Below are 24,701 nucleotides of genomic sequence, written 5' to 3' on the forward strand. Positions count from 1 at the left end.
TTGTACCATTTAGATTCAGTAGGCCTAATATGCAAACTATCATTATAAACAAAGAACCCGTCGAGCTATTTAAAATTCTTAAGTTTGAAGGGATTGTCGGTAGCGGTGGCGAAGCTAAAACGGTTATCAGCGAAGGCATGGTAAAGCTTAATGGTGCTGTCGAGACACAAAAGCGTAAAAAAATTGTGTCTGGTGACGTTATTGAATTTATGGATCAAAGCTTTAAGATAACCTTAGAAGACTAATTATTTAGCCCATACAGGCGATTTTCTGACATTACCTAGCTTACAGCTTGATTCGCTTACAATATTATAGTCACTAGATTCCGGCTCAAGGCCGGAATGACACGTTTTGAGCGTCAACCAATGCGTATCCTCGATTAGCAATCGCGTAATTGAGGTTTAAACCCTAGAATAAAGCCCCAAAGCAATAACCTTTGAGGCTGTTTTAATCTAGCTACAGCGCTCTATTTATCGTGCATCACTGAGAACTCTGGTCTATGTCTCATAATCTGGAAGCTTAGGCTTTCTACGTGTTTATCAAAGCGACTGAATAGGTCTTTTAGCTTATCCTCTCCGAGCTTTTTAGAGGCAAGCTCTTCGAAACCTGGTTTGGGCTCTTCAAAGCCTGAAAAGTTCTCACTCGGCATTGCCAAGGTTAAATAAACACCGTCCATATCACGCTCATAAGTCCAGCCCCATGATCGTTTCCAGCCAATATCCCGCGCCAGATCTGAAATTTCTTTCACAATTGGGCCTATGTCAGAGTTCGGTTTTAATTTGTGATGGGTCAGACGAAGCAGGTTAGATTTTGTATCTTTCGACCAATTACTATTTTTATGGTCGACCCAAGAATAGAAATGACGACTAAGTTTTACGTACTTACCTGGGCCATTATTCCAGTTCTCCATCAAGTCTTTATGGACACCCAAGTCAGTATATTTTTGATGGTCACTCCATTTAAAGCAGCAGTGACGAATATAGTAGTCGCGCCCAATAACCCCCGTATGCGGTGTATAAGTCCACCAATTTCTAGGATCACCTTTGCTTTTCCTAAACTTGGCATGAGCCGCTAAGGCTTTCTCGAACTTAGCCTGGTCGGCTCCGTCAATTTTAAAATGCCACATTTCTGCCATTGCTGGCGGCGCTTCGTCTGCAGCTTTGGCGGATTGACTGATTAATGACACAAAGGGAATGACTGCCAAGAACAGGCAGATAGTTTGGATACGTTTGTACATCGTTAACTCCTTTTATTAACTGAAGGAAAGATTAAACAAACGCAAGCTTTATGCAGAGGTCAAATTGAACTCCAAGGCAAAAAGTATACGCCTAACTGTGCAAAAAACATACAGTCGGTTTTTTTTACAAATTCTAGATGTCGTCATTGCGACAGGGACTTGCTATTAAATGACTAACTAAATGGCACTTTGGGTACTGCAACTAGATCACAGTTCAAAAGTTAGATTTTACTTTGGGGGCGGGGAAAAGAGGATAAAAGGCTAGAAATTTACAATAAGTAAATGACTAGCCTTGAAGAGTCTTTTAACAAAAAAAACTCGCCAAAAGATGCTTTCACGCCTTCTAGAGTAGTATTTTTGTTCAAGAGCAAGGCGCGAGTGACGAAAAAGCGGAGCTTACCTAATTGGTAAGCGAGTATTTTGCAGTTACTTGCAACACAGCTATTGGGCAAAAAGACGCTATAGAATTATTTCTTCTTTTTTACGTAAAGCACCAAGCTATGCTCGACAATTTCGTAACCATGTTCTTCGGCGATTACGTGCTGTAGGCGTTCGATTTCGTCGTTAATGAACTCGGTAACAGTACCGTCTTCGACGTCGACCATGTGGTCATGGTGCTCGCCATCGTCCAATTCGAATACTGAGTGGCCACCTTCAAAGTTATGACGCACAATTAGCCCAGCGGTTTCGAATTGGGTTAAGACTCGGTAAACCGTCGCTAAACCTACATCATCTCCAGCTTCAAGCAGCATCTTGTAAACATCTTCAGCACTTAAATGGCGTTCCTCGGAACTTTCCAGTATTTGCAAAATCTTAACCCTCGGTAGGGTTACTTTAAGACCTGCTTTTCGTAACTGTTTGCTTTCCAAAAATACATCCTCCAATAGATTTGAGCGACTAAATGATTATACTAGTCAGCAGATTGTATAGAAAGTAAGTTGGAAAGTTAAATAAGAACCTATAAAATCACAAATAACTCAAGAAATTAGGTAATCCATGAAAAAACTGTTTTGTTTATCGCTACTAATCGCGCTCTCGACGGCTTGTGTTTATACCCCAGCCATCCAACAGGGTAATATTTTACAACAAGAAGAAGTCAATAAAATCGAGCCTGGGATGACTAAAGAGCAAATTGCCTTTATTCTGGGTAAGCCTGCTTTGGACACGAATTTAGAAGAAAATACTTGGTATTACTTGTATTACTTGAAGCCTACAAGCGGTGATACGCGCTCCAAGCGCCTAATTCTACACTTTGTTGATAACAAGTTAGAGCGCATGGAAGGCACTATTAAGCCTGAAAAAGAATCGTAATTTTCCTTTTGAGCCACTTTCTTTCGAAAGAGAGTGGCTAATTTTTCTCTATCCCTCTGAAACGGTCTGTTGATACTTACTTTTCAATTGTTCTAGCTGCTCTTGGGTAGGTTGCTTTAGCTGCCATCTCGATAGCATTGCGATCGTTTGTTTAAGCTGCTTCATATAGCGGCGGCAATGCCTACATATCATTAAATGCATTTTCATCTCAGTTTTTTTCCAAAAACCCAACTCTTGATCCAGGTAATCAGTGCCAAGATCGACAATATGCTTACAACTCAACATTCTCCAGTCCTCTGAAACTTTGCAATTACTTGCTGCACTTTATCGCGTCCACGGTGTAACAGTACTCGGGCATTAGATGCTGTGATCTGCAAGATGTTACAGATCGTCTCCATATCCAAGCCGCCTATATCTCTTAAATTTAAAATCTGCTGCTGATTATCGGGTAGCCTGTCGATGTGTTTTTTAAGACAGTCCTTAAGTTCATCGGCCGATAATAGCTCGTCTGGCGACGACATATCCCACTCTGGATTACCCTCTGCCCAGTGCCCGCGCTGAGTAAAGCGGGTATCAGTGGCCCAGTTTTCATTAACCGCTTCGAGCGACACCGAGCGCGATTCTTTGCGTAGGCGACTCTTAGCTTCGTTCGCCGTAATTCGAATCAACCAAGATTTCAGTGCGGAACGCCCTTCAAACTTATGGATGGCGTTTATCGCAGAAATCCATGCTTCCTGCACGACTTCATCGGCTATGGATGAGCCAGCAATGGCGTAAGCTACTGCATACATTGACGAATGGTACTCTTTAACTACCTGATCGAATAGCGCGACATCGTTATTCTTTAATCGTGCCACCAACTCTTTTTCTGATGGTAATGGTTGTGTTTCCATCGACTCCTCTATGGTCTTTTAGCAGGTATTTTTGACTTGCTAGTAAGGTCTCTATTAACCTTAGACTAACCAAGCTTATAAATCACTGATTTATGCTATAAAACATGGCTATAGCGTAAGATAAAAACAGCTTCCAATGATAACCTGAGGAATATTTGATGGAATTCGGCTTCATGGCATTTGCTAAAACCGCTCTTAACTGGATTGGGCTTATTTTCGTTTTGGGGCTAACGCTTTTACTCATTGCCATAGTCATCACCTACATTATCGATAAAACTCAGAAGAAGCACGCAGTTCGCCGAAATTTCCCGGTGATAGGACGTTTTCGTTACTGGTTTGAGCATCTTGGTGAGTTTTTCCGTCAATATTTCTTTACCCTCGATCGCGAAGAAATGCCGTTTAATCGAGCAGAAAGAAGCTGGGCTTATCGTGCCGCCAAAAACGTCAGTCGAACCCTAGCTTTCGGCTCTACACGCAACTTAACGCCTACTGGCACGGTGATGTTCCTTAACGATCAGTTCCCCACTCTGGAAGAAAACGCGGTCGAATCTGAAGCTCTTTTAATTGGTCCTTATTGCCCAAAACCCTATTTAGCCCCAAGCTTTTTTAATATTTCCGGCATGAGCTACGGCGCTTTATCCAAAGTTGCGGTTCAAGCGCTAGCCAAAGGGGCTGCCAAAGCGGGTTGTTGGATCAATACTGGCGAAGGTGGCCTATCGCCTCACCATCTTTCTGGTGGCGGTGATGTTGTGTTTCAAATTGGTACCGCAAAATACGGCGTACGTAATGACGACGGTACTCTATCGGACGAGAAGCTGATCGAGGTTTGCTCCCACGATCAGGTCAAAATGGTTGAGCTTAAGCTGGCGCAAGGAGCTAAGCCAGGCAAAGGCGGTATTCTGCCTGGCAGAAAAGTGACAGAAGAAATTGCTCAAATTCGCCACATCCCAGCCGGCGAAGACTCCATCAGCCCTAATGGGCACCCTGAAATTGATAATGTCAGCGATCTACTCGACATGATCAACCATATTCGTGATTTAACCGGCAAGCCGGTGGGCTTTAAAACCGTTATTGGCACCGATGCCTTCCTGTTCGATCTGTGCGAGGAAATTCACAAGCGTGGCATAAAATCTGCGCCGGACTTTATTACTATCGACAGCGCCGATGGTGGCTCTGGCGCTGCACCACAGCCTTTGTTTGATTATGTCGGTCTTACGATTAAGGAAAGCTTGCCTTTAGTCTTGAGCGTGCTGCAAAAACAGGGACTTCGCGATCGTGTAAAAGTTATCTGCTCAGGCAAGATGATCAACCCATCGGGCGTTGCTTGGGCTTTAGCTATGGGCGCAGACTTCGCCTTATCCGCTCGCGGCTTTATGTTTGCCCTAGGTTGCATCCAAGCTCTTCAATGCAACAAGAACACCTGTCCTACAGGCGTCACCACCCATGATCCTGATTTACAAAAAGGTTTAGTGGTGCCTGATAAAGCTGAGCGCGTTTACCATTATCATAAAAATTTAGTCAAGGCTGTTGGCGTTATTGCGCACTCTTGTGGCGTAACAGAACCTCGCGGCTTGAAGCGACATCACGTAAGAGTTGTAACAGAAACTGGTTTATCGACTCCTTTAGATAAGATACACCCTTATCAAGAAAGCAGTATTCCGACTAAAAAGATCTAGCAGGATTGTAATAGTCAGTCGTGGAATACCCTAAAACGAGGATTTGTTATGAGTCATCTAGTTCAGAGTTACCATAAGTTTCAGACTTGTGCTTGCCACTATCTAAAACATTTAGACGGTATTCCACCACTTCTTTTCCGGTTGATTCTAATCTTCCCGCTTTATGAAGCTGGTATGCGTAAATTCGATAACTTTTCTAGCACATCCAACTGGTTTGCCAGCCTTGGTATGCCACTACCTGATGTGATGACTTTTTTAGCCGCCAGTGCTGAAATGGTCGGTGGTATTTTTATTCTTATAGGCTTTGCTACTCGCTGGGCGGCGATCCCGTTGCTAGTGACGATGTTAGTCGCAGCACTTGCAGTGCACTGGGATAACGGTTGGTATGCCATCGCACAATCGTCCGATCCTGAAGTAGCAAGCCGCTTAGAGATGGGGCGCAGTATTTTACAAGAATATGGCAACTATAGCTGGCTCACTGCGAAAGGCAACTTCGCTATCCTGCAAAACGGCATTGAATTCGCCGCAATCTATTTTGCCATGCTAGCCTCGCTATTCTTTACCGGTGGCGGTCGCTACTTCTCGGTTGATTATTGGCTCGGTAAGTTTTTCACCAAACCACAATAAACCGCTTACGTTTAAAACACCCCAAAAAGCCGTTATTCAACGGCTTTTCCTTAAATACCCTTGTTTGACGGTGCTAATCCGACCACAAATGGCGTACAATAAGCGTATCATTAGAACGCATCACTTCTCACACCTACAATCATGAGCGAGAAAATATAATCATGAGCGAGTTTTTCAAAAAATCCTTAGATATCCACAAATACCTTCGCGGCAAATGGGGCATCAAAAGCAAAGTGCCACTACAAAACCGCGATGACCTCTCTGTAGCCTACACTCCTGGCGTTGCTGCCGTTTCTAACCACATCGCGAAAGATAAGAATTCGAGCTACATTTACACCATGAAAGGCAATTCGGTCGCTATCGTTTCTGATGGTTCAGCCGTTTTAGGCCTTGGCGATATTGGCCCAGAGGCCGCGCTGCCTGTGATGGAAGGTAAAGCTATTTTATTTAAAGAGTTCGCCGATATTGATGGCGTGCCATTAGTAATTGATGCAGCTTCGGTAGATGAAATCGTTACTACGGTAAAAACTATCGCACCGACGTTCGGTGGTATTAACCTTGAAGATATCGCGGCACCAAAGTGTTTTGAAATTGAAGAAGCGCTACAAGATATCGGTATCCCCGTTTTTCACGACGACCAGCATGGCACAGCGATCGTGTTATTAGCAGCGCTAATCAACGCTTGCAAAGTCTCTGGCAAAGATATCGAACAGTTAAAGGTTGTGATTAATGGCGCAGGTGCGGCGGGTACTGCAATTGCTAAGTTATTGCGCTGCGTTGGTCACGAAGAGTCGGCCTGTATTCCAGTGGAAGACGTTCTTGTGTGTGACTCCAAGGGTATCATTTCCTCAGATCGCGATAACCTGAATCACGAAAAAGAAAAGATTCTAGCCTATACCAATCGTCATAATCGCAACGGTAACTTAATCGATGCTTTGCATGATGCGGATGTATTTATCGGCGTGTCCAAAGGCAACTTGCTAACGGGCGACGACATCAAGCTCATGAACAAGGATCCGATCATCCTAGCCATGGCAAACCCAATCCCTGAAATTATGCCTGACGAAGCGAAAGCCGCAGGTGCCTCAGTAGTAGGTACTGGGCGTAGCGACTTCCCGAACCAGGTGAACAACGTGCTAGCCTTCCCAGGCATCTTCCGCGGTGCGTTAGAAGCTCGCGCCACCCGAATCACTGAAGGCATGAAGATTGCAGCGGCGCATGCTTTAGCAGGTGCGGTTAATAAGTTATCACCAGATCACGTTCTTCCAGATCCCCTAAACCGTAACGTTGCGCAGAAGGTAGCCGAAGCAGTTAAAGAGCAAGCGATTAAAGAAAACGTTCAACGTCCTCTTTAACGCTTACTTTTCATCTACTTTGAGCAGGTCAGCACTTTTTCGATGGCCTGCTCAATCAGTTCTGGCTGTGACATCATCAGCAAATGTTCTTTAGTATCCACTGGCCAATAAGCGCCACAATCGCTCGTCTTGGCTAACTCAAAATACCACTCAATACCTTCTTTACGCCATTTTGCAATCGATGCTTTAACCGCTTCGTCCTCAATTGTCGCTAAATAAGCACTCTCAAAGTCGGTGTCCAACACCACCAGGGGTAACTCTGAATCTAGCGGATGCTTAACTGCAGCTTCTAAATCCTCTTTATAAACGCTCGCTTCTAAAAATTTGTGGATTTGATAATCGCGCGTATTCCTAATCGCTTCGACCGCATCGTAATAATCCCAGTCCATAAAATCTTCGAGCTCTTTTGGAATAAGGGTCATTAAATGCTCACGCTCTGCTTTCAGCTTTTGCTCAATTCGCTGCTCATACTTACCCGCTTTAATATAGTCTTTTAAGCCCTGCCAACCTTCTTTGTACCCTTCAGTTTCACTGGTGTAGTGCTGTATCGAGTGTGGTGTTAGCACATCAGGATCGATTAACACTACGCCTCTTGTACGTGTTCTCAGCTTTGGATTGTTGAGCAAAAGCTGTAAGGACAAATTCGAGCTGGCGAATGCCACGAACACTAGTTCCCGCTCTGAGCCGATTACCTCCTCCGACAATAGAAAAGCTTCGAGGTCACTGGCGAACTGACGGTAAGAAGGCGCTTCAATTTGTTTTGACCATGCTTGCCCAGCACGATCGATAGCAATGGACTGATAGCTATCGGCAAGACTTCTGTTAGAAAGATAGTTCTGCGCCAAGATCCACCAAGCACTATCGCTGTGCCAGTTATCAGTTGGCCCAGACAATAAAATTAACAATGGTTTCTGCTCAGCTTGACCTTTTTGGTGGTAATGAAGTTGATGACCATTAACCGACGTTAGATGGCTTTGTAAAGGTATCGCGGGCTTGTCAGCTTTGGCCATTACGCAAAGATTCGTTACCGACAACAATAATGCCACACTCCAAGCAGCTACTTGCTTCATACTATTTGCCTCGTGTTTTTTCTTACGCTATCTGTCCAGGAGAGTTCGCCAATTGGCCTTCCTTCATTTCAAAATAATCATTATTGCTTATCTTTAACAGAATTTTTTCATAGAAATGACCAATTTCTTGGTATAGGCTAGAAAATAGACACTTTTCTGGAGCTCGTCCCCATGAACAAACTGATCTATCTTGCCCTATTAGCAACTGCACCTTTGGCATTTATCACTGAGCCAGTTTCAGCACACAGTGGCGCACACCCTATTCGCTACGTCGCTGAAGATGGTGTCGACCAAGGTAACTGTTCGCAAGTGAAAAATCCTTGCGCCTCGATCAGCTATGCCGTTAACCAGTCGAGCAAAGGCGATAAGATTTATGTTGCTTCCGGTCAGTATTTCGCGCAAGAAATGGATATCTTTTATTTGTTAAACGATATGGTGGCGGTTAAAGGTGGCTTCTCAAAAGAAAATGGCTACCATCAACAAAATCCAGAAAAGAACGTCACCACCATTGTTGGGCTTCCTGCCGAATACCGAGAACAGCTGCAAAAGAAAGGCTTTCGCCTTCTGCAAGACAGTAAGGGAAACCAAGAATTTCGCGTAAAACCTGAATACCTCGACATGCTCGAACGCTACCAGAAGGTTAATCAAACCAATAAAAAACAAATTTCCTGTCAGAACGGTAGCGCTGATGAGTTTCCTTGCTATCAAGTTGATTTGATTTCACAGCATTCTCTAGCCTCTTTGAGCACTTCACCCTCTAGCGCCAGCGATATTTGGGGCTATGTCGATCTCAATAACAATCGTGAATATGCCTTGATGGGGCTCGTTAATGGCACCACCCTTATCGACGTTACGGATGCCGCCAATCCTGCCGAAGTGGGCACTATTTCTGGCGTCAGTAGCACTTGGCGCGACGTTAAAGTGTATCAATACTTCGACCAAGCAAGCGACCGCTATAAGGCTTACGCCTACGTCACCACCGAAGGCCAAGGCGGCCTGCAAGTCATTGACCTAAGCGATGCGCCAAACAGTATTCAGCTGGTCAACACCATAGAAGTTTTCAAAACCGCGCATAATATTTATTTAGGCAACATCGACTACACCAATGGCACCGCGCTTGATGGACACCAAGCTTATTTGTACATTGCTGGCTCTAATTTAGGCAACGGTTCTTATCGTATTTTTGACCTCGTCGATCCTGAAAATCCCGCACTCATCACTACGCCGGACTCCACCGGTTACGTCCACGACGCGACCAACTTGATCATCGATGATAGTCGCACAGAGCAATGCGCCAACGGGCATAATCCTTGTGAGTTATTGGTCGACTTTAATGAAAATACGGTGGATATTTGGGACACCACCGACAAGTCTGCGCCTACAAAAATCAGCAGCACACCATACAACGGTGCTCGCTACACCCACTCTGGCTGGTACTCCAAAGATAAGAACTACATTTTCGTTCAGGACGAGCTCGATGAACGTAACTTAGACGTAAATACTCGCTTGTATGTGATGGATATTACCGACTTAAGCTCACCACAGGTTGTTGGTCAATATGAAGGCCAGACCCGTGCGATTGATCACAACGGTTTTACCCTTGGCGATAAGTATTACATGTCGAATTATAAGCGTGGCCTGACGATTCTGGACGTTGCGAATCCTGCCACGCCAAAAGAAATTGGCTTTTTCGACACTTACCCAATCCCCGAAGCTAACGACCCTCAATTTGATGGTGCATGGGGCACATATCCTTACTTACCGAGTGGCAATATTCTGGTTAGTGATATTTCTAACGGTCTTTTTGTGCTCAAAGACAATAGCCAAATTGGTGACGAAGGCCCAACAGCAACTGAGCCAGAACCGCCAACTACCCCACCCACAAGCGGAACCGGTGGCGGTGGCGGCCCATTGAATATCTTTATTGTGCTAGCTCTAATCGCTATGCTGAACGCACGACGATTACGTTAAACTCAATATTAAGAATTATATGAAAACCATTAATCTTTGGCTGATTATTCTCGGCCTATTAATTGCAGGCTTGCTCGCTGGTAGCAAAGCCGTTGACCATTATGGCGAACAATATACTGACCAAGCGCTTGAGCGTAGCCTTATTGCCTTCGCCGTTGCTCGTGGACTTAATGGTCTAATTTCAGTGGCTCAAGAAGCAGAAATCGCGATGCAGCCCGCTGGTATTGGCTTGACGCTATCGCCAGGTGAAATCCTCGACCCTATTAATGATCTGATTGAACGTTTTTCTGTCGTCATGCTGGTCACCGCTAGCGCACTAGGTATTCAAAAGCTGATGTTATCGATTGGCGTTTGGGATTATTTTAATTACTTTATTATCGCCTTTTGGGCTTTTGCTGCAGGTTATCTACTGTTCCAACATTTCAAACAACGCCAAGCAAATCCACTAATCCTTAAAGTGGCACTGTTTCTTGTTCTGGTACGCTTCGCCACACCAATAATGGCACTAGGCTCGGAAGCGCTGTATCAAGGCTTTCTCGCCAACGACTACCAAGAAGCGAGCCAAGGCTTGCAACAAACTGAAGCTACTATTCGACAAAACACCCCTGACGATGTGACTGGCGACGAAGAACTCTCAGGTCTTGAAAAAACAAAACGCTGGTTCAGCGATGCCGCCGACCAGCTAAACCTTAAAAAGCAAATTGCCTCTTATCAAGAAGCCGCCGAACAAGCGAGCCAAAGCGTGATTCAATTAATCACCGTGTTTATCGTGCAAAACATCTTGTTTCCACTATTGTTCATATGGTTATTCGTGCGCTTTGGTAAAAATATTCTGCGGCGAAGGCCTCTTTCCTAATGTTACGCCTTTTTACTGTTAGCATAGGAATACCCCGCGAGTTTCCGTATAATCTTTTAGCAATTATTCCAGTATTTTCATAAAGAGGAGTCTTTATGCGCCCTAGTGGTAGAAGTAGTAACCAATTAAGACCCGTCACCATCACACGCAATTACACCAAACACGCCGAAGGCTCTGTGTTAATTGAGTTCGGTGAAACTAAAGTATTATGTACTGCCAGCGTCGTCGATAGCGTTCCACGCTTTCTAAAAGGCAAAGGTCAGGGCTGGTTAACGGCCGAGTATGGCATGTTGCCACGTTCGACTCACAGCCGTATGGATCGTGAAGCATCGCGTGGTAAGCAAGGCGGCCGTACGCTTGAAATCCAACGTTTGATTGGGCGCTCATTGCGTGCAGCAGTGGACTTGAAGCAACTCGGCGAGCACACGATCTACATCGACTGCGACGTTATTCAAGCAGATGGCGGTACTCGAACCGCGTCAATTAGCGGTGCTTGCGTAGCTTTGCATGACGCTCTGTTTACCATGCGCCAGCAAGGAAAAGTCAAAACGAACCCGCTTAAGCACATGATTGGCTCTGTGTCTGTGGGCATTTATGAAGGCACGCCTGTTTTGGACTTAGACTACCCGGAAGATTCAAGTGCTGAAACAGATATGAACCTGGTTATGGACGAGCATGACGGCTTTATTGAAATTCAAGGCACGGCTGAAGGTGCGACTTTTAGCGGTGACGAATTGATGCAAATGCTTGAGCTTGGTAAGCAGGGAATCCGTGAGATTTTCGATATCCAGAAAAAAGCGATCGCCAGCTAATCGATTTAAACCAGTGCTGCCAAATGTATTACAGCAAACGGTAGCGCTGGTTACCTTCTCTTATGAATAAGAGTCTCAAATAAGGGTATAAACAAAAGGAGCTTTTGATGAAACTAGTCATGATCCCAGGCCTAAACGGTAACGATGCTTTCTTCATCGACTTTATGGCTCACCTCGAGATTGAAACCTTATTTATTCCACTACCAGAAGATTGCCCACAAGATCATGAAACCCTCGCGCAGCGTATCGCTCCCGAGCTTCCAAAAGAGCCTTTTGTCCTTCTTGTCGAATCGTATGCGGGCTCGATAGCACCCTATCTCAACGCCATGCCAGACGTACAACTCCAAGGCATTATCTTCTTCGTTAGCTTGTTAGCACCACCCAACAAGATGCTCCTTGAGCTGTCTAAGTTTATGTCTGCTAAAACGGTCTTTAAATTGCCATTTGCAGAGCAGCAATTGGCGAGTACCTACTTGAATAATGACGCGACGCCAGAGCAGGTAGAATTCGTCAAAACGGTTGTCGAGAATATTCCAGAACATATCTTAAAAGAAAGAACCGAAGTGCTAAAAACCATTGGCAACTTTCCACCACAGCCGCCAGTGCCGGTCGCCTATGTAGAAGCTAGCAATGACAAGGTGCTCAATCAACGGGCAAAAGATAGCATCGCAAAAGTTTACCCAGGCGCTAGAAAATACCCGATGGAAGGCAGCCACTTTTTGCTTTATACCAAGCCTAAGGAGTCTGCAGAGCTGGTAACTAGGATTTTTACTGAGTTTACGAGTTAGGATTAATGCGTATGCAGAATTCTATCTAATGACGAGAAACCGAGTCATACGCACCAATTAAACTTGATTAATGCCCGCAACTGCCATCTTGATGCGCGTGACCGTGGGCAATTTCTTCATCAGTACCTTTGCGCACCGATAACACTTTAACTTCAACCTTGACCGCTTTTCCAGCGAGCGGATGGTTAGCGTCGATAACCACGATGTCATCACGAATTTCACGCACGATAACCGCGTGAACGCCATCGCTACCTTCAGCTGCTAAGCGCATACCCTCGGTTAAATTCTCTACTTCTGCAAATGCTTCTCTCGGCACTTCAGTTCGCAAGTCATCTTCATAAGGCCCGTATGCTTCTTCTGGCCCCAGCTCCACACGGATCTTCTGTCCGATGGCTTTACCGGTCAGCTCGCCTTCAAGCCCAGGCATCACTTCGCCATGACCATGCAAGTACACCCAAGGGCCACCCTCTTTCGAGCTTTCCCAGACCTTACCGTCAGTATCCATCAGCTGATAATCCAACTCAACTACGCTATTTTTCTCAATCTTCATGCTAAAACTCGCCTAAAATAAAACAATGTCTAAAATTAATACAATCCAAATCGCCGCCAAGGTAAAGTAGCTCAAAATAAAGGCCTTAAAGCGATGAAACACATTATTGTAACCGCAATGAATAAACGCATGAACCACGCGACACGCAACATAAAGCCACGACAAGCCAAGCAGCCATACACTAGCGCTATTGGTCAGAATCGCGATCACCACCGCTAAATAAAATAACACCGGCATTTCAAATAGGTTCATAAAATGATCGGCGGCACGATTGTCCTCCATCATCTTGTTCATATCTTTGCGCGATGCGGTCTTTTGCGGGTGTAAGCGTTGTTCGCGGTAATATCGAAAGCGACGTCGCGCCATCACCACGGCTACCGAAAAGGTTAAAATCACCATCACAAAAACGGGCAGTAAAATTGGTTGGAAAGCCATGTCGAAAACTCCTAAGGATTAACCTTGTACTTTATCTATTGCTAATGATGCCCATGCTTGTGACGTTGGCATCAGCTCAATCGAATTAATATTCACGTGTTGCGGTTGCTCCGCCGCCCATATCACCGCTTCGGCAATATCCTCAGCCGTTAAAGGCTCAGTGCCCTTGTAGACATCATCAGCCTTGTCTTTATCACCACCAAAACGAACCAGTGAAAACTCGGTTTCGGCTAAACCCGGCTCAATATTCGTCACGCGCACTTGCGTGCCTAATAAATCTGCTCGTAGGTTCCGCGTGAACTGCTTAACAAACGCTTTTGTCGCACCATAGGCATTACCGCCTGGATACGCATAATTACCCGCGATAGAGCCGATATTGATGATGTGACCTAACTTGCGCTCGACCATGCCAGGCAAAAGTTTGCGCGTCATTAAGTACAAGCCCTTGATATTGGTATCAACCATACGGTGCCAGTCGTCGAGGTTTGCTTTATGCGCAGGTTCTAAACCTAGCGCCAAACCCGCATTGTTGACTAATATATCAATCTCAGAAAAGTCCTCGGGCAAACTATCGATCATCGAGTCGATCTGCTCTTCCGAGGTAACATCCATCGGTAGAACATAAACGCAGCATTGGCCAAACTCTTGCTCCAACTCGGCTTTAAGTTGCTCAAGACGCTCTTTACGTCGCGCCGCCACAATAACCTTATGCCCTTTCTCCGCGAAACGACGCGCCGTTTCTAAGCCGAAGCCCGAACTTGCGCCAGTGACCATTACCGTTTTTTGTGATTTTTGTGATGCCATATCTGTCCTTACTCTTTCACGATACCAAGTTACTACGATATCAACTTGCTACGATATTGAGTTACTACGATAAAAATTATCTAAATACTACCACAGGCTTGCGCCTAACACAGTTACATTAGAGAATGGGGATATAACACTGGTAACTAGGTTAGTTCTCACACAATGTCACAAGAGTACCAATTTCAAATAACAGTTAACACACAATACATCGAAGAACAGTCTGAGCCTGAAAATGAGCGTTTCGTTTTTGGCTACACCATCACGATTGAAAATACTGGTGAATTAGGCGCGAAACTTGACTCCAGACACTGGGTCATTACCGACGCCAACGGCGAAGTTACCGAGGTTCAAGGCCAAGGCGTTATTGGTGAACAACCTTTCATCGAGCCGGGTAAAAGCTACCAATATTCTAGTGGCGCCGTAATCTCTACGCCTATCGGGACTATGGAAGGCGACTACAAGATGATTGGTCAAAACGGCACCGAGTTTAAAGCACCTATTCCTGTCTTCAGCCTAACGGCTCCAGGAGTGCTACACTAAGTCATGGCGACCTACGCAATTGGCGATATTCAAGGCTGTTACGATGAATTTCGCCTGCTGTTAAAGAAGATACAATTCAACCCCGCCAGTGACCGAATTTGGCTCGCTGGCGACCTCATCAGTCGCGGCCCTAAGTCCCTCGAAGTTTTAAATTATGTTCATCAGCACCAAGATCAGTTCGAGATCGTACTGGGCAATCACGATCTGCACCTGTTAGCCGTCTATTACACAAACAGTAAGCTCAATAAAAAAGACGACCTAAAACGTATTTTAGACGCGGATAATTGCAAGGCGCTGATGGACTGGCTAAGACAACAGCCAATGGCGGTTTACGACAAATCGCTCAACTTTCTAATGACCCACGCTGGCGCTCCCCCAGGCTGGGACCTAAAGCAAACCCTCGCCTGCGCCTATGAATTAGAGGAAACCTTGGCAGACAAAGAATCCGCTACCGAATTCTTCAAGCACATGTACGGCAATAAACCAAACCGCTGGAAAAAATCGCTAAAAGGGCTCGAACGTCTGCGATTTATCACTAACGCGCTCACTCGAATGCGCTTTTGCCACGCCGATGGTACCCTAGACTTTAAAAGCAAATCACCACCCGGCAAGCAAGACAAAGACCTTTATCCCTGGTACGAAATTAGCAAAATACAAAGCGAAACCCGTGTCGTCTTTGGCCATTGGGCTGCACTACAAGGTAAAGCCAAAGAAAAAAACATCTACGCCATCGACACCGGCTGCGTCTGGGGAAATAAACTCACCGCCCTACGACTAGAAGACCAACAACGCTTCTCTGTTAACGCTATTAAACAATGGGCTTAAGGTTACTCTCGTTATAACGAGGAAGCCTGCCACCGCCACACTCTCCTATACCTCGCCATCGCGAGGATACTTAGCACCGCCCCTTTCCCGTCATCGCGAGGGAGCCTGCGACCGTGGCGATCTCTATCACAGAACGCAACACCTTATAACATCAACACCAAAAGCGTTTGCTTCGTTCCACACCTCAGGCATTCTTTTCAGTTTTCGCAAAGACGTACCTTTTACGTCATCTTAAAGATACTTAGCACCGCCCCTTTCCCCGTCATCGCGAGGGAGCTTGCGACCGTGGCGATCTATACAGAACTCTTGTTCTGATTAAACTATCGCCAACTTCGGTAAATATCGTTACAATTACAGGCTTTCTGTATCGATTTTCGTATTAGCAACACAATCTATAAAGCCTAATACATCATCGCACTGAGCCATTGTTCGAACCGGAGTTTATACTCGTATGTTAAAAAGCATGACCGCCTTCGCCCGCCAGCAATTCGCTGCCGAGTGGGGTAACGTAACCTGGGAAATCAAATCCGTTAACCAGCGTTTCCTAGAGCCTAATTTCAGAATGCCAGAGTCATTCCGCCACCTCGAATTCGAACTGAGAAACGTTCTTCGTAAACGCCTCAACCGCGGTAAACTCGACTGTACATTACGCATCGAGATGAATCCGAAGCACGCTGGTCGCATGAAGCTTGACCAAGAAATGGCACAGCAACTGCTAACCGCCCACGAAGAACTGCAAGTCCTAGCCCAAGACAACCAATCAGCCGACTTAGTGCAACTGATGCGCTGGCCAGGGCTTTTACAGCAAGAAGAAACCGACACCAACACTATGGAAAAGGACGTAAAACAAGCCTTTTCTCAAGCCGTAGACCAGCTGATTGAAGTGCGTCAGCGTGAAGGCGAAGCCTTAGCAGCCACTATCGAGCAACGCCTAAAAGGCATTTCTGAAGAAGTGGCCAAAGTGCAACAGCAGATGCCAGACGTTATCAAATGGCAACGCGAACGTATTATCAACCGCTTCGAAGAAGCCAAGGTCGAACTCGACCAAGAGCGCCTAGAGCAAGAAATGGTCTTCCTCGCACAAAAAGTTGACGTCGCCGAAGAAATTGACCGCCTCAATACTCACGTTACCGAATGCCTACGCCTGATCAAAGACAAAGGCCCAGTCGGCCGTCGCCTCGACTTCCTCATGCAGGAATTCAACCGCGAAGCCAACACCCTAGGCTCAAAATCGATTAACGCAGACATCACCAACAGCTCTGTCGAAATCAAAGTCCTCATCGAACAAATGCGCGAACAAGTGCAAAATATCGAATAAAACTTAAAATACAGCACCAACAAAAAAGCCTCGAAGTGCCGAAACATTCGAGGCTTTTGTTTTTAAGCTTTAGTATAGAATCACCGCTAATTTACCGTGGCTTCATCCCTAGTCGTGACATCTAGTTTTTTAACACCTTTCGCTTCTTTTGCATAAGCCTTATGGCGAACATCCCACAGCTCCACAGCATGCTGAATATTCAACCAAAACTCCGGCGTGTTTCCTAAAGCAGTAGCTAGCTTTATCGCCATCGGCGCTCTCAAAACACCCTTATCATTAACGATCCGGCTCAAACTGTTTCGGTGCACGCCCATAGCTTCTGCCAACTCTTTTTGCCCGATACCAGCTGGTTCTAAATACTCACTCAGTAACACCTGCCCTACAGTAATAGGGCGACGCTTTGTACTTCTCATAATTTTTATCCCTTTACCTTTATAAATACCAACAAATTGTCTAGTATTCATTAGTAATACTAAAAGCCGGACATATACTTCAGACCATGATGACTTTTTATAATAAGCAAACAACAGAACAAAAAGAATTTTACGAAAATCTTCTGTCGAGTTTAGCCTCTTTGTCCAAACTATTTTCTAGTAGTGATACTCCATATCTACATTATAGAGCCCATGAAATTTTATTCTGCTACGCATTTGGTGCTAATAATATTTCACGGGGAGATGTTTCCTTTGATGCCACGAAAGATGGGGTGGGTATCGGTCTGAAAACCTTCCTTCATGGTAATGGTAACACATTTCAAAAAATAGCAGAGTTCAACTCAGTTAGCGATGAGATTAGAGAGCTTGGCTCAAATCATAATGACATTGCACACTTTATTGCAGATAAACGTAATGAACGTCTTACTGACACTCTCTCCATAACAAGCACTAAGGAGATGCTCTATCATGTTATAACAAGAAACAATCAAAGTTTAAACATTGCCGAATGTCGCATGTCTTTCGTTGAAAAAGCTAGAATTAAGAAAGTAACACTCAAAAAGAATAACATTTATTTTAAAGACTCACTTCACGAATATAATTTTTCACTTGCAAAAAACACCTTATATAAAAAGTTTGATATCAGTGAAAATATTCTTCATAGTATTGATGTAAACATCATGGGTAATCCATTTCAATTACTAGAAAATTTAAGCGTATTCGATACAAAGGAAAGTACGAAGACAATGGAAATAATATTGCCTCTTTACAGCACCTCAACGGGAGACGTTGGGCGCAGCTCTGGCTTAAACCAGTGGAATGCCTCTGGCAGAGAACGTCATCAAGATGAAGTCTATATCCCTATCCCATCCTGGATACACAATCAATTTCCAGACTTTTTCAACTACAAAGGAAAAACAACCCCATCTTTTATGGTTAAACTACCCAATACTGATCTAGTTCCATTCAAGGTATGCCAAAGTGGGGGGAAAGCTTTAATGTCTAATCCAAACCGACTACTAGGTCATTGGCTATTAAGAGATGTACTTAAGTTGCAAGCTGGGCAACTTGCAACTAGACAACTACTTCGTCAGAAAGATATCGACTCTGTATTAGTGACAAAGGTAGAAGGAAAAGAGTATGACTACGAATTAGACTTCCTAAAATATGGCTCTTACGAAAAGTTTGAAGAAAGCCATAAAGAGTAAGGCCTTAAGTTTATATACCCTTAACCAAGTTTATCAGTTCCCTAAGCTCATGAGCCTCGAGCATGTTACTTCCTGCGTAAAGGTTAAGTCTTGCCAGTTTTTTACGAAAAGTGTCTCTTTCTAAGAGTGCGCCATCATTTTTTTCAGATTCGTCAAGTACATGAATTACTGCTGATAGTAATGTTGAGTTTGTAGAAAGAAATGGCCTTTCAACAATTTGTTGCCTTATATCAGTATTATATAAAAGCAATTCTAATGCTCTCTCAAGTTGCATTCCCTGAACTTTGCTGGCCAAATATCCATTCCACCAAAGCCTAGATACAGCATTGTCTCTTTCAATTCCTCTACTAATACCTTGGCAGAAAAAACGCTGCTTTATGACTTTTACTGTTGCTTTCTCTACTGATGTAATTGCATGCCTCTTTCTACAGTAGTCAGCAAAGTGTGTATGAGTTAAATATGTCCAAAGGCGATTATCTTTTCCGATACTAGGTATAATTCCTTTAATACCTTTGAATACTTTCAGAGACCAGTACTTATCTATTTCATTTTCCTTCTTCTTGAAATCATAATTCCCAATTTCATTACCAATACTCTTTTCTAACCTTATTTCGAATCCTGAATCAAGGGTCTTGTCTTTATCTGAAAAATAGTCAAAAAAGTCCCCATTAACATATTTCTCTATATTATCCTCTATGGCTCCCTCTAATTCGGTTACTGATAACTCTTTAGCAAAAGGAATGTGCATACTAATACTCCCTATTATCAAATACATACTCTAATAGTTTATTTAATGGCCCCTTTAATAGCTCTTGAGCGATTACGTAACTAGAATCATCCTTAGTTACAGTTTCACACTTTTCAATAGCCGCGTGAACGACTCTGGACCACTTTTTTTCATTAATATCGAAGCCACGCTCCTCATCATATATAGTATCTACTGCCTCAACGACAGCCGCAAAATATAAAGAATTTAAAAGGACAGCTTGGTTTGCTTTTAAATTCCTCGCAAGAGTTATTTTCTCATAGTCTTTTGAGTGAAGCTTTATATATACTGTATCTTGCTCTAGATCTATTACCCATTTACCTTGCTCTATTTCCTGATTCTTATCCTCTGCAAGGTTAAATACTGAGGTAACGGGCTTAAACGCTTCACGCTCTATTAGAAAATTCTTTGGCTCAGCACAGGCTAAAATCGCATTCTGCCTGATTGTAAAAGCCTCACCTTCATATTCTTCATTAAACTCTTCAGATGTATACGAGTTTATGATCTCATTTGCAACAACATAAAAGTTCAGCTCCACGTCACCAAACAAGTCTCCGTCAAAAAAATCATGCTTAATAGTACTTTCAAAGCCTTTGAAAGACATACTAAAAAATGTTGTTCGACATCTAACTGTTACAAGATAACTTGCCTTTCTTTGCTGTATTAATTCTATTATAGAGGGAGAGCTTATTAATGATTCAAATTCAAGTATAACTTTGTTCGTTTTTTGGTCCCAAAACAACTTTACCTCAAACCTTATATCTCCTTTTACATAATCATCGCTTAGAGGCCTTAAAACAGGGTGTTGAAATGACTTTTGGATATCAAACTTCATTTGCCACCACCTTAAGTGCAAAGCTCACTTTTTTGCCAATCAATACCTTTTGCGTATATCTTTCACCCTCTATCAACTCATCAACTAAATAACCATTCTTCACAGTACCTCGCTCACTTCCATTTAACTTAATTAGGTAATCGTTATCAACACCCGCTGCGTACAGCCTGATATTCGCTTTACCTGAATGCTCAGGAGTAAAGTATATTGTTAGCCAACCATCCTGCTGTTTTCCTGCTCTAAAATTTCTTAAGGGAATCACTTTCCCTCCTTTAACACCTTTTCCCTTTTTTCCACCTTCAGTAGTCTCTGAACGTCCCCCTTTAGTCTTGCTCTTTTTTTGTTTCGGTTCTATTACACCACCTTTACCAGAATCGCCTCCCCCCTTAGCTCCTGCACCACTTGCTGAATTACTTTTTTTCTTATCTGTAATTTCAATAGTTTTTGGATTCATTTCTTTGTCACCACCACTGTCATTTACTTCATCCTCAAAAAATTCTGACAGTTCATCTATTACAGTAACTTCCTCAATGGGGTTTGTTGCATGGTGCCTAACAACAGTCCTGACCCAATTAGCTAATTTTTTCAGTATTTTGTTACCATTTTTTACTCGGCTAGCTTGAAAGTCATCATGTGCTGGTGGCTCCATTTCCCTTAGTAACGCGTTACCCTGCTTATCTAGACACTCAAATATACCTACAAAATCTTTAAAATTGTTAAACCTCTTAAGTCCTTTTAAGTCATCTGTGATAGTCATACCATTTCTTAAAAAGACAACTTTTTTAGGAAGCTTATCTTTTACTACAAGTTTGAGCTTGCAACGTCCAAGAGATGGGTCCTTATCATAAATTTCTTCTATCACATCAACATCACCAGTATATACATCACAATACTGCTTTGTTTTTGATAAGTTTTCTAGGCTGTCACTATCTGTGAACTCTTCCTCGACTTTTTCAATGATATTCTTTAATGATGCTTTGGTAATTATGAACTTTCCATTTATTTCTACTTCTAATCTTCCAGCCAATACCGCAGCAAAAAAGTTTTCTATTACCACTTCGGCTAATCTAGCTTCCCACTTCTTCCCGCCGTTAAAGCCAAGTGTAAATATACTGGTTCCTACTTCGGCATTTCCACCGCCCTTGCTTGGCCTTTTTAACCAGTCAGGGATACTATCCACGCTGGTAACAGGCTTGCACAAGTCCTTTATTCCCCAGTACCCCGTTGCCTCATACCTTTCTAAGCCTGCCTCATGCTCTTCTTCATAAGACATTAAGATACTCTTTCCTTGTGCTAAAAATTGCTTGTTTTTTTCGTTATTTTGATAATAGGTAGAAACAAAGACAGTTCTAAAATTAGATACAAGATATGGTGCACTTTTCCCTATACCAAAGGATCCACCAGCATCATCAGATGATTTAACGCTCTGCCCCGTGGCTTTCATTAATGCAAAATATGGAGTACCGTTTTCGCAAGGTCCTTTCAATCCAGATGTATTGAAGTCATCAATTCTTAGGACATCAATTTCATCTTTTCCTAAAAGCTCACTTGCTCTTTTAAAGAACTCCTGAGCCCGCTTTCCTTCCCTCTTCGCTCCATTTGCACACGCCTGAATAGTCTTTTGAAAATCTTCATAATCAGGTATGTCGGAAACCTTAACCTTCATTAGATTAAAAGATACTCTTACAGGTATATCTGCAGCCGCATCACTAGAGTTTTGAATGATTTCCCTACCTAGTCCTTTAATCGGGTCTTCTTTAAAGTGCTCAAACCCTGAATCATTAAACCCTTGCCAGCTACCTGTAGTTATAATTCCACGTCGCCAACCAATTGTCTTCCCCATACTCTAAAACTCCTTATTGTTACATTACTCTTATAATCTCCTTTGCTAACCTTTCTATGACTGGAACAGTAACTGAATTACCAAACTGCTTGTATAAATGGCTGTTCGCCATCTCTGGTAATTTAAACTCTTCTGGAAATCCTTGTATTCTTGAACATTCCTTGGGAGTTAGCTTTCTAATTCTATTATTATCGTCCAAAATTAGTGGTACGTTATGCCCACCTGTTCCCATGTTAGCTGTTAGCGTAGGACATACATTATTTTTGTTTTCTCTAACGTATACTCTTCTCCATTGATAAACTGTATCCTTTCTTTTCATTTGCTCTTTTAACTGCTCATAGCAGGCAAATCGTTCATAGTAAAAAGTATCATTAACATTTCCATCCAGCAAGTCTCTAATCGAAACGTCAAGCTTTATAGGTTCTGGCCAACTAAACTCTGAAGTACTTGTTTTTGTATTCTTCGTTTGCCAATCAGCTTCATCCCTAAAGCCAATGATATATATTCTCTCTCTATTTTGTGGGACATTTCCGTAATCCATCGAGTTCAATACATTGGATATTACTGAATACCCTGCTTCATGAAGATACTCAACAATCACTTTAAAGGTGTTACCTCCATCATGACCCTGTAGATTTTTAACGTTCTCAAGCAAAAAAGCTTTTGGCTTCTTTTTAACAATAATATCGTGAATCTTAAAAAATAGGTTCCCTCGTCCCTTTTTATCTGAGAACCCCTCTCTATAACCAGCTACTGAAAATGCCTGACAAGGAAAGCCTCCTAACAGAATGTCATGGTCTGGAATATCACTAGAGTCAATTTTTGTTATATCCCCAAAAGGATATTCTAAGTAGTTTTCTCGATATGTTATTTGTGCAGCTTTTTCAAACTCAGATGAAAATACACAGCTTCCAGCCTGCTTCTGGAACCCCATGCGAATCCCGCCAATACCCGCAAATAGATCAATAAAGGTAAATTTCGGCTTGGGTACTGGTTTTAGCTCTATTTTCTCAAAGACTAAATCATAGAATTCAGTACGATTCTTATAGATTTTAAGCTTCGTTAGGATGCTCTGAACCTGCTTTTTTAATTGTTTTGATTCAGACTTTTGACGATCGCAGTAAAGCTCATGACCAAGCGCAAGAGCATGCGTCCACTGATCGATAACAGCTTCTGGCGTGGTTCCTTCGGGGGCATGTTCTTCGGCGAGTTCGGATAAAGCAACTTTAATCTGTACTAAATGGTCTTGTTCCACAATGCTCATCTTTTGAAATTATATTATTTATACTACGTTCGGCCTAAGAGTCTACCAAGCTCAGCCCTCAATCGGAAGAAGTTCTATCCTAATGGGGATTTTGGTTATTATCTATACCGTTAGTCGTTTAACTTATGTTATCATTACCGACTTTGCGCTCTATGCAATCTTCCCTTTGGTTTTCCGAGCAATTTAGCCCATATTTGAAGGCTTTAGGGGACTTTTGACTCAATTGATTTTCGAGATTATGACGGCAACGACTACTCAAAACAGTTCTCAAAGCACGGCTAAAGGCACTTTATATGTGGTTTCGGCACCTTCTGGTGCGGGTAAAACCAGCTTGTTGAAAGCGGTTTTAGGTCAGATGCCGGAGCTTAAGCTGTCGATTTCCCACACCACGCGCCAACAGCGCCCGGGTGAGGTCAATGGTCAGGATTATCATTTTGTCACTGTTGAAACCTTTCAGCAGATGCTTAAGGAAGAAAGCTTTTTAGAGCACGCCGAGGTTTTTGGCAATTATTATGGCACCAGTCGCGTGTGGCTCGAGAGCCAGCTTGAGCTGGGGCATGATGTTGTTCTAGAAATCGACTGGCAAGGCGCACGTCAGGTTCGTGAGTTGATGCCTGAATGCCGCAGTATTTTTATTCTCCCGCCATCGCAAGACGAGTTACTTAGCCGTTTAACGGGGCGTGGGCAAGATAGCGAAGAAGTGATTCAGTCGAGAATGGCTGCGGCTCATCGTGAGATCGAGCATTTCGATGAATACGACTATATCGTTATTAATGATGATTTTGATTTAGCGTGCAAAGATCTGTCGGCTATTTTTACAGCGCGACGCTTGCGTAAGGAAAGTCAGCTCGTTCGACAGCAGGCTTTGCTCGCTGATCTGCTAAATCAGTAGGTTTTATTGCGCTAGGCTATTGTTTAGCGCCTATTTTTGGTTACACTATTCTGTAGGTCATTGAATAGTGTTATAAGAGATTATTAGCGCGGGTTTTCCGCAAGGTTGTTGAGGTAAGTTATGGCACGAGTAACAGTACAAGACGCGGTAGAAGTAGTTGGTAACCGTTTTGATTTAATTATGTTGGCAGCAAAGCGCGCTCGCCAGTTGGCTAATGGTACACACGACCCTAAAGTTGAGTGGGATAATGATAAGCCGACCGTTGTTGCATTGCGTGAAATCGAAGAAGGCTTAACTACAGCCGAAACGGTAGCAGCCGACGAACGCGCTGCTGAGCAAGAGCAGGAATCTCGCCCAGTATTATTCTAATTGGCTAGAATATCCTGAT

Annotated in this window: 28 protein-coding genes; 15 read left to right on the forward strand and 13 right to left on the reverse strand. The window is 43.4% G+C overall.

The window, feature by feature from the left end; genetic code table 11:
* Positions 1-29 precede the first annotated feature (29 nt).
* Positions 30-245 carry an RNA-binding S4 domain-containing protein gene (locus DL796_RS02920; protein WP_110199809.1) on the forward strand — a complete coding sequence of 72 codons (216 nt, stop codon included), beginning with the start codon at positions 30-32 and terminating at the stop codon, positions 243-245.
* A gap of 221 nt (positions 246-466) precedes the next feature.
* Here DL796_RS02920 and DL796_RS02925 read toward each other — a convergent pair whose 3' ends face one another.
* Positions 467-1,237: a hypothetical protein gene (locus DL796_RS02925; RefSeq protein ID WP_110199811.1), complete on the reverse strand. Its 771-nt coding sequence runs from the start codon at positions 1,235-1,237 to the stop codon at positions 467-469.
* 467 nt (positions 1,238-1,704) lie between these two features.
* Entirely contained in the window at positions 1,705-2,106 is a 402-nt protein-coding gene (gene fur / locus DL796_RS02930; RefSeq protein ID WP_110199813.1) for a ferric iron uptake transcriptional regulator, read from the reverse strand.
* Positions 2,107-2,233: 127 nt separating this feature from the next.
* On the opposite strand from fur, the gene DL796_RS02935 reads away from it, so the two are divergent.
* On the forward strand, positions 2,234-2,548 hold the full coding sequence (locus tag DL796_RS02935; protein WP_110199815.1) for an outer membrane protein assembly factor BamE: 315 nt from the start codon (positions 2,234-2,236) through the stop codon (positions 2,546-2,548).
* Between the two features lie 48 nt (positions 2,549-2,596).
* Here DL796_RS02935 and DL796_RS02940 read toward each other — a convergent pair whose 3' ends face one another.
* Complete coding sequence (locus tag DL796_RS02940; protein WP_110199817.1) at positions 2,597-2,833, reverse strand: zf-HC2 domain-containing protein; 237 nt, start codon at positions 2,831-2,833, stop codon at positions 2,597-2,599.
* Positions 2,827-3,441 carry an RNA polymerase sigma factor gene (locus tag DL796_RS02945; RefSeq protein ID WP_110199819.1) on the reverse strand — a complete coding sequence of 205 codons (615 nt, stop codon included), beginning with the start codon at positions 3,439-3,441 and terminating at the stop codon, positions 2,827-2,829. Before DL796_RS02945 ends, DL796_RS02940 begins: the two co-directional genes overlap by 7 nt.
* A gap of 158 nt (positions 3,442-3,599) precedes the next feature.
* On the opposite strand from DL796_RS02945, the gene DL796_RS02950 reads away from it, so the two are divergent.
* From DL796_RS02950 to DL796_RS02960, 3 genes are all read left to right on the forward strand, one after another.
* Positions 3,600-5,117, forward strand: a complete 1,518-nt coding sequence (locus DL796_RS02950; RefSeq protein ID WP_196597943.1) for an FMN-binding glutamate synthase family protein — start codon at positions 3,600-3,602, stop codon at positions 5,115-5,117.
* Between the two features lie 48 nt (positions 5,118-5,165).
* A complete protein-coding gene (locus DL796_RS02955) occupies positions 5,166-5,744 on the forward strand; it encodes an HvfX family Cu-binding RiPP maturation protein (RefSeq protein ID WP_110199822.1) in 579 nt (192 codons plus the stop codon).
* A gap of 161 nt (positions 5,745-5,905) precedes the next feature.
* The gene (locus tag DL796_RS02960; protein ID WP_110199824.1) at positions 5,906-7,099 is read left to right on the forward strand and encodes an NAD(P)-dependent malic enzyme; all 1,194 of its coding nucleotides are present in this window, start codon (positions 5,906-5,908) and stop codon (positions 7,097-7,099) included.
* A gap of 14 nt (positions 7,100-7,113) precedes the next feature.
* Here the strand turns inward: DL796_RS02960 and DL796_RS02965 are convergent, their stop codons facing one another.
* Positions 7,114-8,169 (reverse strand): alpha/beta fold hydrolase, encoded by a 1,056-nt coding sequence (locus DL796_RS02965; protein WP_110199826.1) that lies wholly within the window; start codon positions 8,167-8,169, stop codon positions 7,114-7,116.
* A gap of 171 nt (positions 8,170-8,340) precedes the next feature.
* Here DL796_RS02965 and DL796_RS02970 point away from each other — a divergent pair, with 171 nt between their 5' ends.
* From DL796_RS02970 to DL796_RS02985, 4 genes are all read left to right on the forward strand, one after another.
* Positions 8,341-10,140, forward strand: coding sequence for a choice-of-anchor B family protein (locus tag DL796_RS02970; RefSeq protein ID WP_110199828.1), 1,800 nt, complete (start codon positions 8,341-8,343; stop codon positions 10,138-10,140).
* 19 nt (positions 10,141-10,159) lie between these two features.
* Complete coding sequence (locus DL796_RS02975; RefSeq protein ID WP_110199830.1) at positions 10,160-10,996, forward strand: hypothetical protein; 837 nt, start codon at positions 10,160-10,162, stop codon at positions 10,994-10,996.
* Positions 10,997-11,091: 95 nt separating this feature from the next.
* Positions 11,092-11,808: a ribonuclease PH gene (gene rph / locus DL796_RS02980; RefSeq protein ID WP_110199832.1), complete on the forward strand. Its 717-nt coding sequence runs from the start codon at positions 11,092-11,094 to the stop codon at positions 11,806-11,808.
* Positions 11,809-11,915: 107 nt separating this feature from the next.
* Complete coding sequence (locus DL796_RS02985) at positions 11,916-12,596, forward strand: alpha/beta fold hydrolase (protein ID WP_110199834.1); 681 nt, start codon at positions 11,916-11,918, stop codon at positions 12,594-12,596.
* Between the two features lie 67 nt (positions 12,597-12,663).
* On the opposite strand, the gene DL796_RS02990 is transcribed toward DL796_RS02985, so the two are convergent.
* The 3 genes from DL796_RS02990 to DL796_RS03000 are packed head-to-tail and all read right to left on the reverse strand — an operon-like array spanning position 12,664 to position 14,385.
* Entirely contained in the window at positions 12,664-13,146 is a 483-nt protein-coding gene (locus DL796_RS02990; protein ID WP_110199836.1) for an FKBP-type peptidyl-prolyl cis-trans isomerase, read from the reverse strand.
* Positions 13,147-13,158: 12 nt separating this feature from the next.
* The gene (locus DL796_RS02995; RefSeq protein WP_110199838.1) at positions 13,159-13,581 is read right to left on the reverse strand and encodes an MAPEG family protein; all 423 of its coding nucleotides are present in this window, start codon (positions 13,579-13,581) and stop codon (positions 13,159-13,161) included.
* A gap of 18 nt (positions 13,582-13,599) precedes the next feature.
* Positions 13,600-14,385, reverse strand: coding sequence for an SDR family oxidoreductase (locus DL796_RS03000; RefSeq protein ID WP_110199840.1), 786 nt, complete (start codon positions 14,383-14,385; stop codon positions 13,600-13,602).
* A gap of 165 nt (positions 14,386-14,550) precedes the next feature.
* Between DL796_RS03000 and apaG the strand changes: the two genes are divergently transcribed.
* The 3 genes from apaG (at position 14,551) to DL796_RS03015 (ending at position 17,071) form a co-directional block, all read left to right on the forward strand.
* On the forward strand, positions 14,551-14,928 hold the full coding sequence (gene apaG, locus DL796_RS03005; protein WP_110199842.1) for a Co2+/Mg2+ efflux protein ApaG: 378 nt from the start codon (positions 14,551-14,553) through the stop codon (positions 14,926-14,928).
* A 3-nt stretch (positions 14,929-14,931) separates the two neighbouring features.
* Positions 14,932-15,753 carry a symmetrical bis(5'-nucleosyl)-tetraphosphatase gene (locus tag DL796_RS03010; protein WP_110199844.1) on the forward strand — a complete coding sequence of 274 codons (822 nt, stop codon included), beginning with the start codon at positions 14,932-14,934 and terminating at the stop codon, positions 15,751-15,753.
* Positions 15,754-16,204: 451 nt separating this feature from the next.
* The gene (locus DL796_RS03015; RefSeq protein ID WP_110199846.1) at positions 16,205-17,071 is read left to right on the forward strand and encodes a YicC/YloC family endoribonuclease; all 867 of its coding nucleotides are present in this window, start codon (positions 16,205-16,207) and stop codon (positions 17,069-17,071) included.
* Positions 17,072-17,157: 86 nt separating this feature from the next.
* On the opposite strand, the gene DL796_RS03020 is transcribed toward DL796_RS03015, so the two are convergent.
* Complete coding sequence (locus DL796_RS03020; RefSeq protein WP_110200703.1) at positions 17,158-17,484, reverse strand: HigA family addiction module antitoxin; 327 nt, start codon at positions 17,482-17,484, stop codon at positions 17,158-17,160.
* Positions 17,485-17,570: 86 nt separating this feature from the next.
* On the opposite strand from DL796_RS03020, the gene DL796_RS03025 reads away from it, so the two are divergent.
* Positions 17,571-18,713 carry a phospholipase D-like domain-containing protein gene (locus DL796_RS03025; RefSeq protein WP_110199848.1) on the forward strand — a complete coding sequence of 381 codons (1,143 nt, stop codon included), beginning with the start codon at positions 17,571-17,573 and terminating at the stop codon, positions 18,711-18,713.
* A gap of 10 nt (positions 18,714-18,723) precedes the next feature.
* Here DL796_RS03025 and DL796_RS03030 read toward each other — a convergent pair whose 3' ends face one another.
* Genes DL796_RS03030 through dcm form a run of 4 tightly spaced genes read right to left on the reverse strand, consistent with a single transcriptional unit; the run spans position 18,724 to position 23,163 of the window.
* Entirely contained in the window at positions 18,724-19,461 is a 738-nt protein-coding gene (locus DL796_RS03030; RefSeq protein WP_110199850.1) for a DUF6339 family protein, read from the reverse strand.
* Position 19,462: 1 nt separating this feature from the next.
* The gene (locus DL796_RS03035; protein ID WP_110199852.1) at positions 19,463-20,314 is read right to left on the reverse strand and encodes a hypothetical protein; all 852 of its coding nucleotides are present in this window, start codon (positions 20,312-20,314) and stop codon (positions 19,463-19,465) included.
* The gene (locus tag DL796_RS03040) at positions 20,304-22,157 is read right to left on the reverse strand and encodes a hypothetical protein (RefSeq protein WP_110199854.1); all 1,854 of its coding nucleotides are present in this window, start codon (positions 22,155-22,157) and stop codon (positions 20,304-20,306) included. The genes DL796_RS03035 and DL796_RS03040 overlap by 11 nt, the downstream gene beginning before the upstream one ends.
* A gap of 19 nt (positions 22,158-22,176) precedes the next feature.
* Positions 22,177-23,163, reverse strand: a complete 987-nt coding sequence (gene dcm, locus DL796_RS03045; RefSeq protein WP_227592986.1) for a DNA cytosine methyltransferase — start codon at positions 23,161-23,163, stop codon at positions 22,177-22,179.
* A gap of 496 nt (positions 23,164-23,659) precedes the next feature.
* Between dcm and gmk the strand changes: the two genes are divergently transcribed.
* The gene (gene gmk, locus DL796_RS03050; RefSeq protein WP_110199858.1) at positions 23,660-24,313 is read left to right on the forward strand and encodes a guanylate kinase; all 654 of its coding nucleotides are present in this window, start codon (positions 23,660-23,662) and stop codon (positions 24,311-24,313) included.
* A gap of 120 nt (positions 24,314-24,433) precedes the next feature.
* Entirely contained in the window at positions 24,434-24,682 is a 249-nt protein-coding gene (gene rpoZ / locus DL796_RS03055) for a DNA-directed RNA polymerase subunit omega (protein WP_110199860.1), read from the forward strand.
* The last annotated feature ends 19 nt before the right edge of the window (positions 24,683-24,701 follow it).

The sequence above is a fragment of the Kangiella spongicola genome (assembly GCF_003194565.2).
Taxonomy (GTDB): domain Bacteria; phylum Pseudomonadota; class Gammaproteobacteria; order Enterobacterales; family Kangiellaceae; genus Kangiella; species Kangiella spongicola.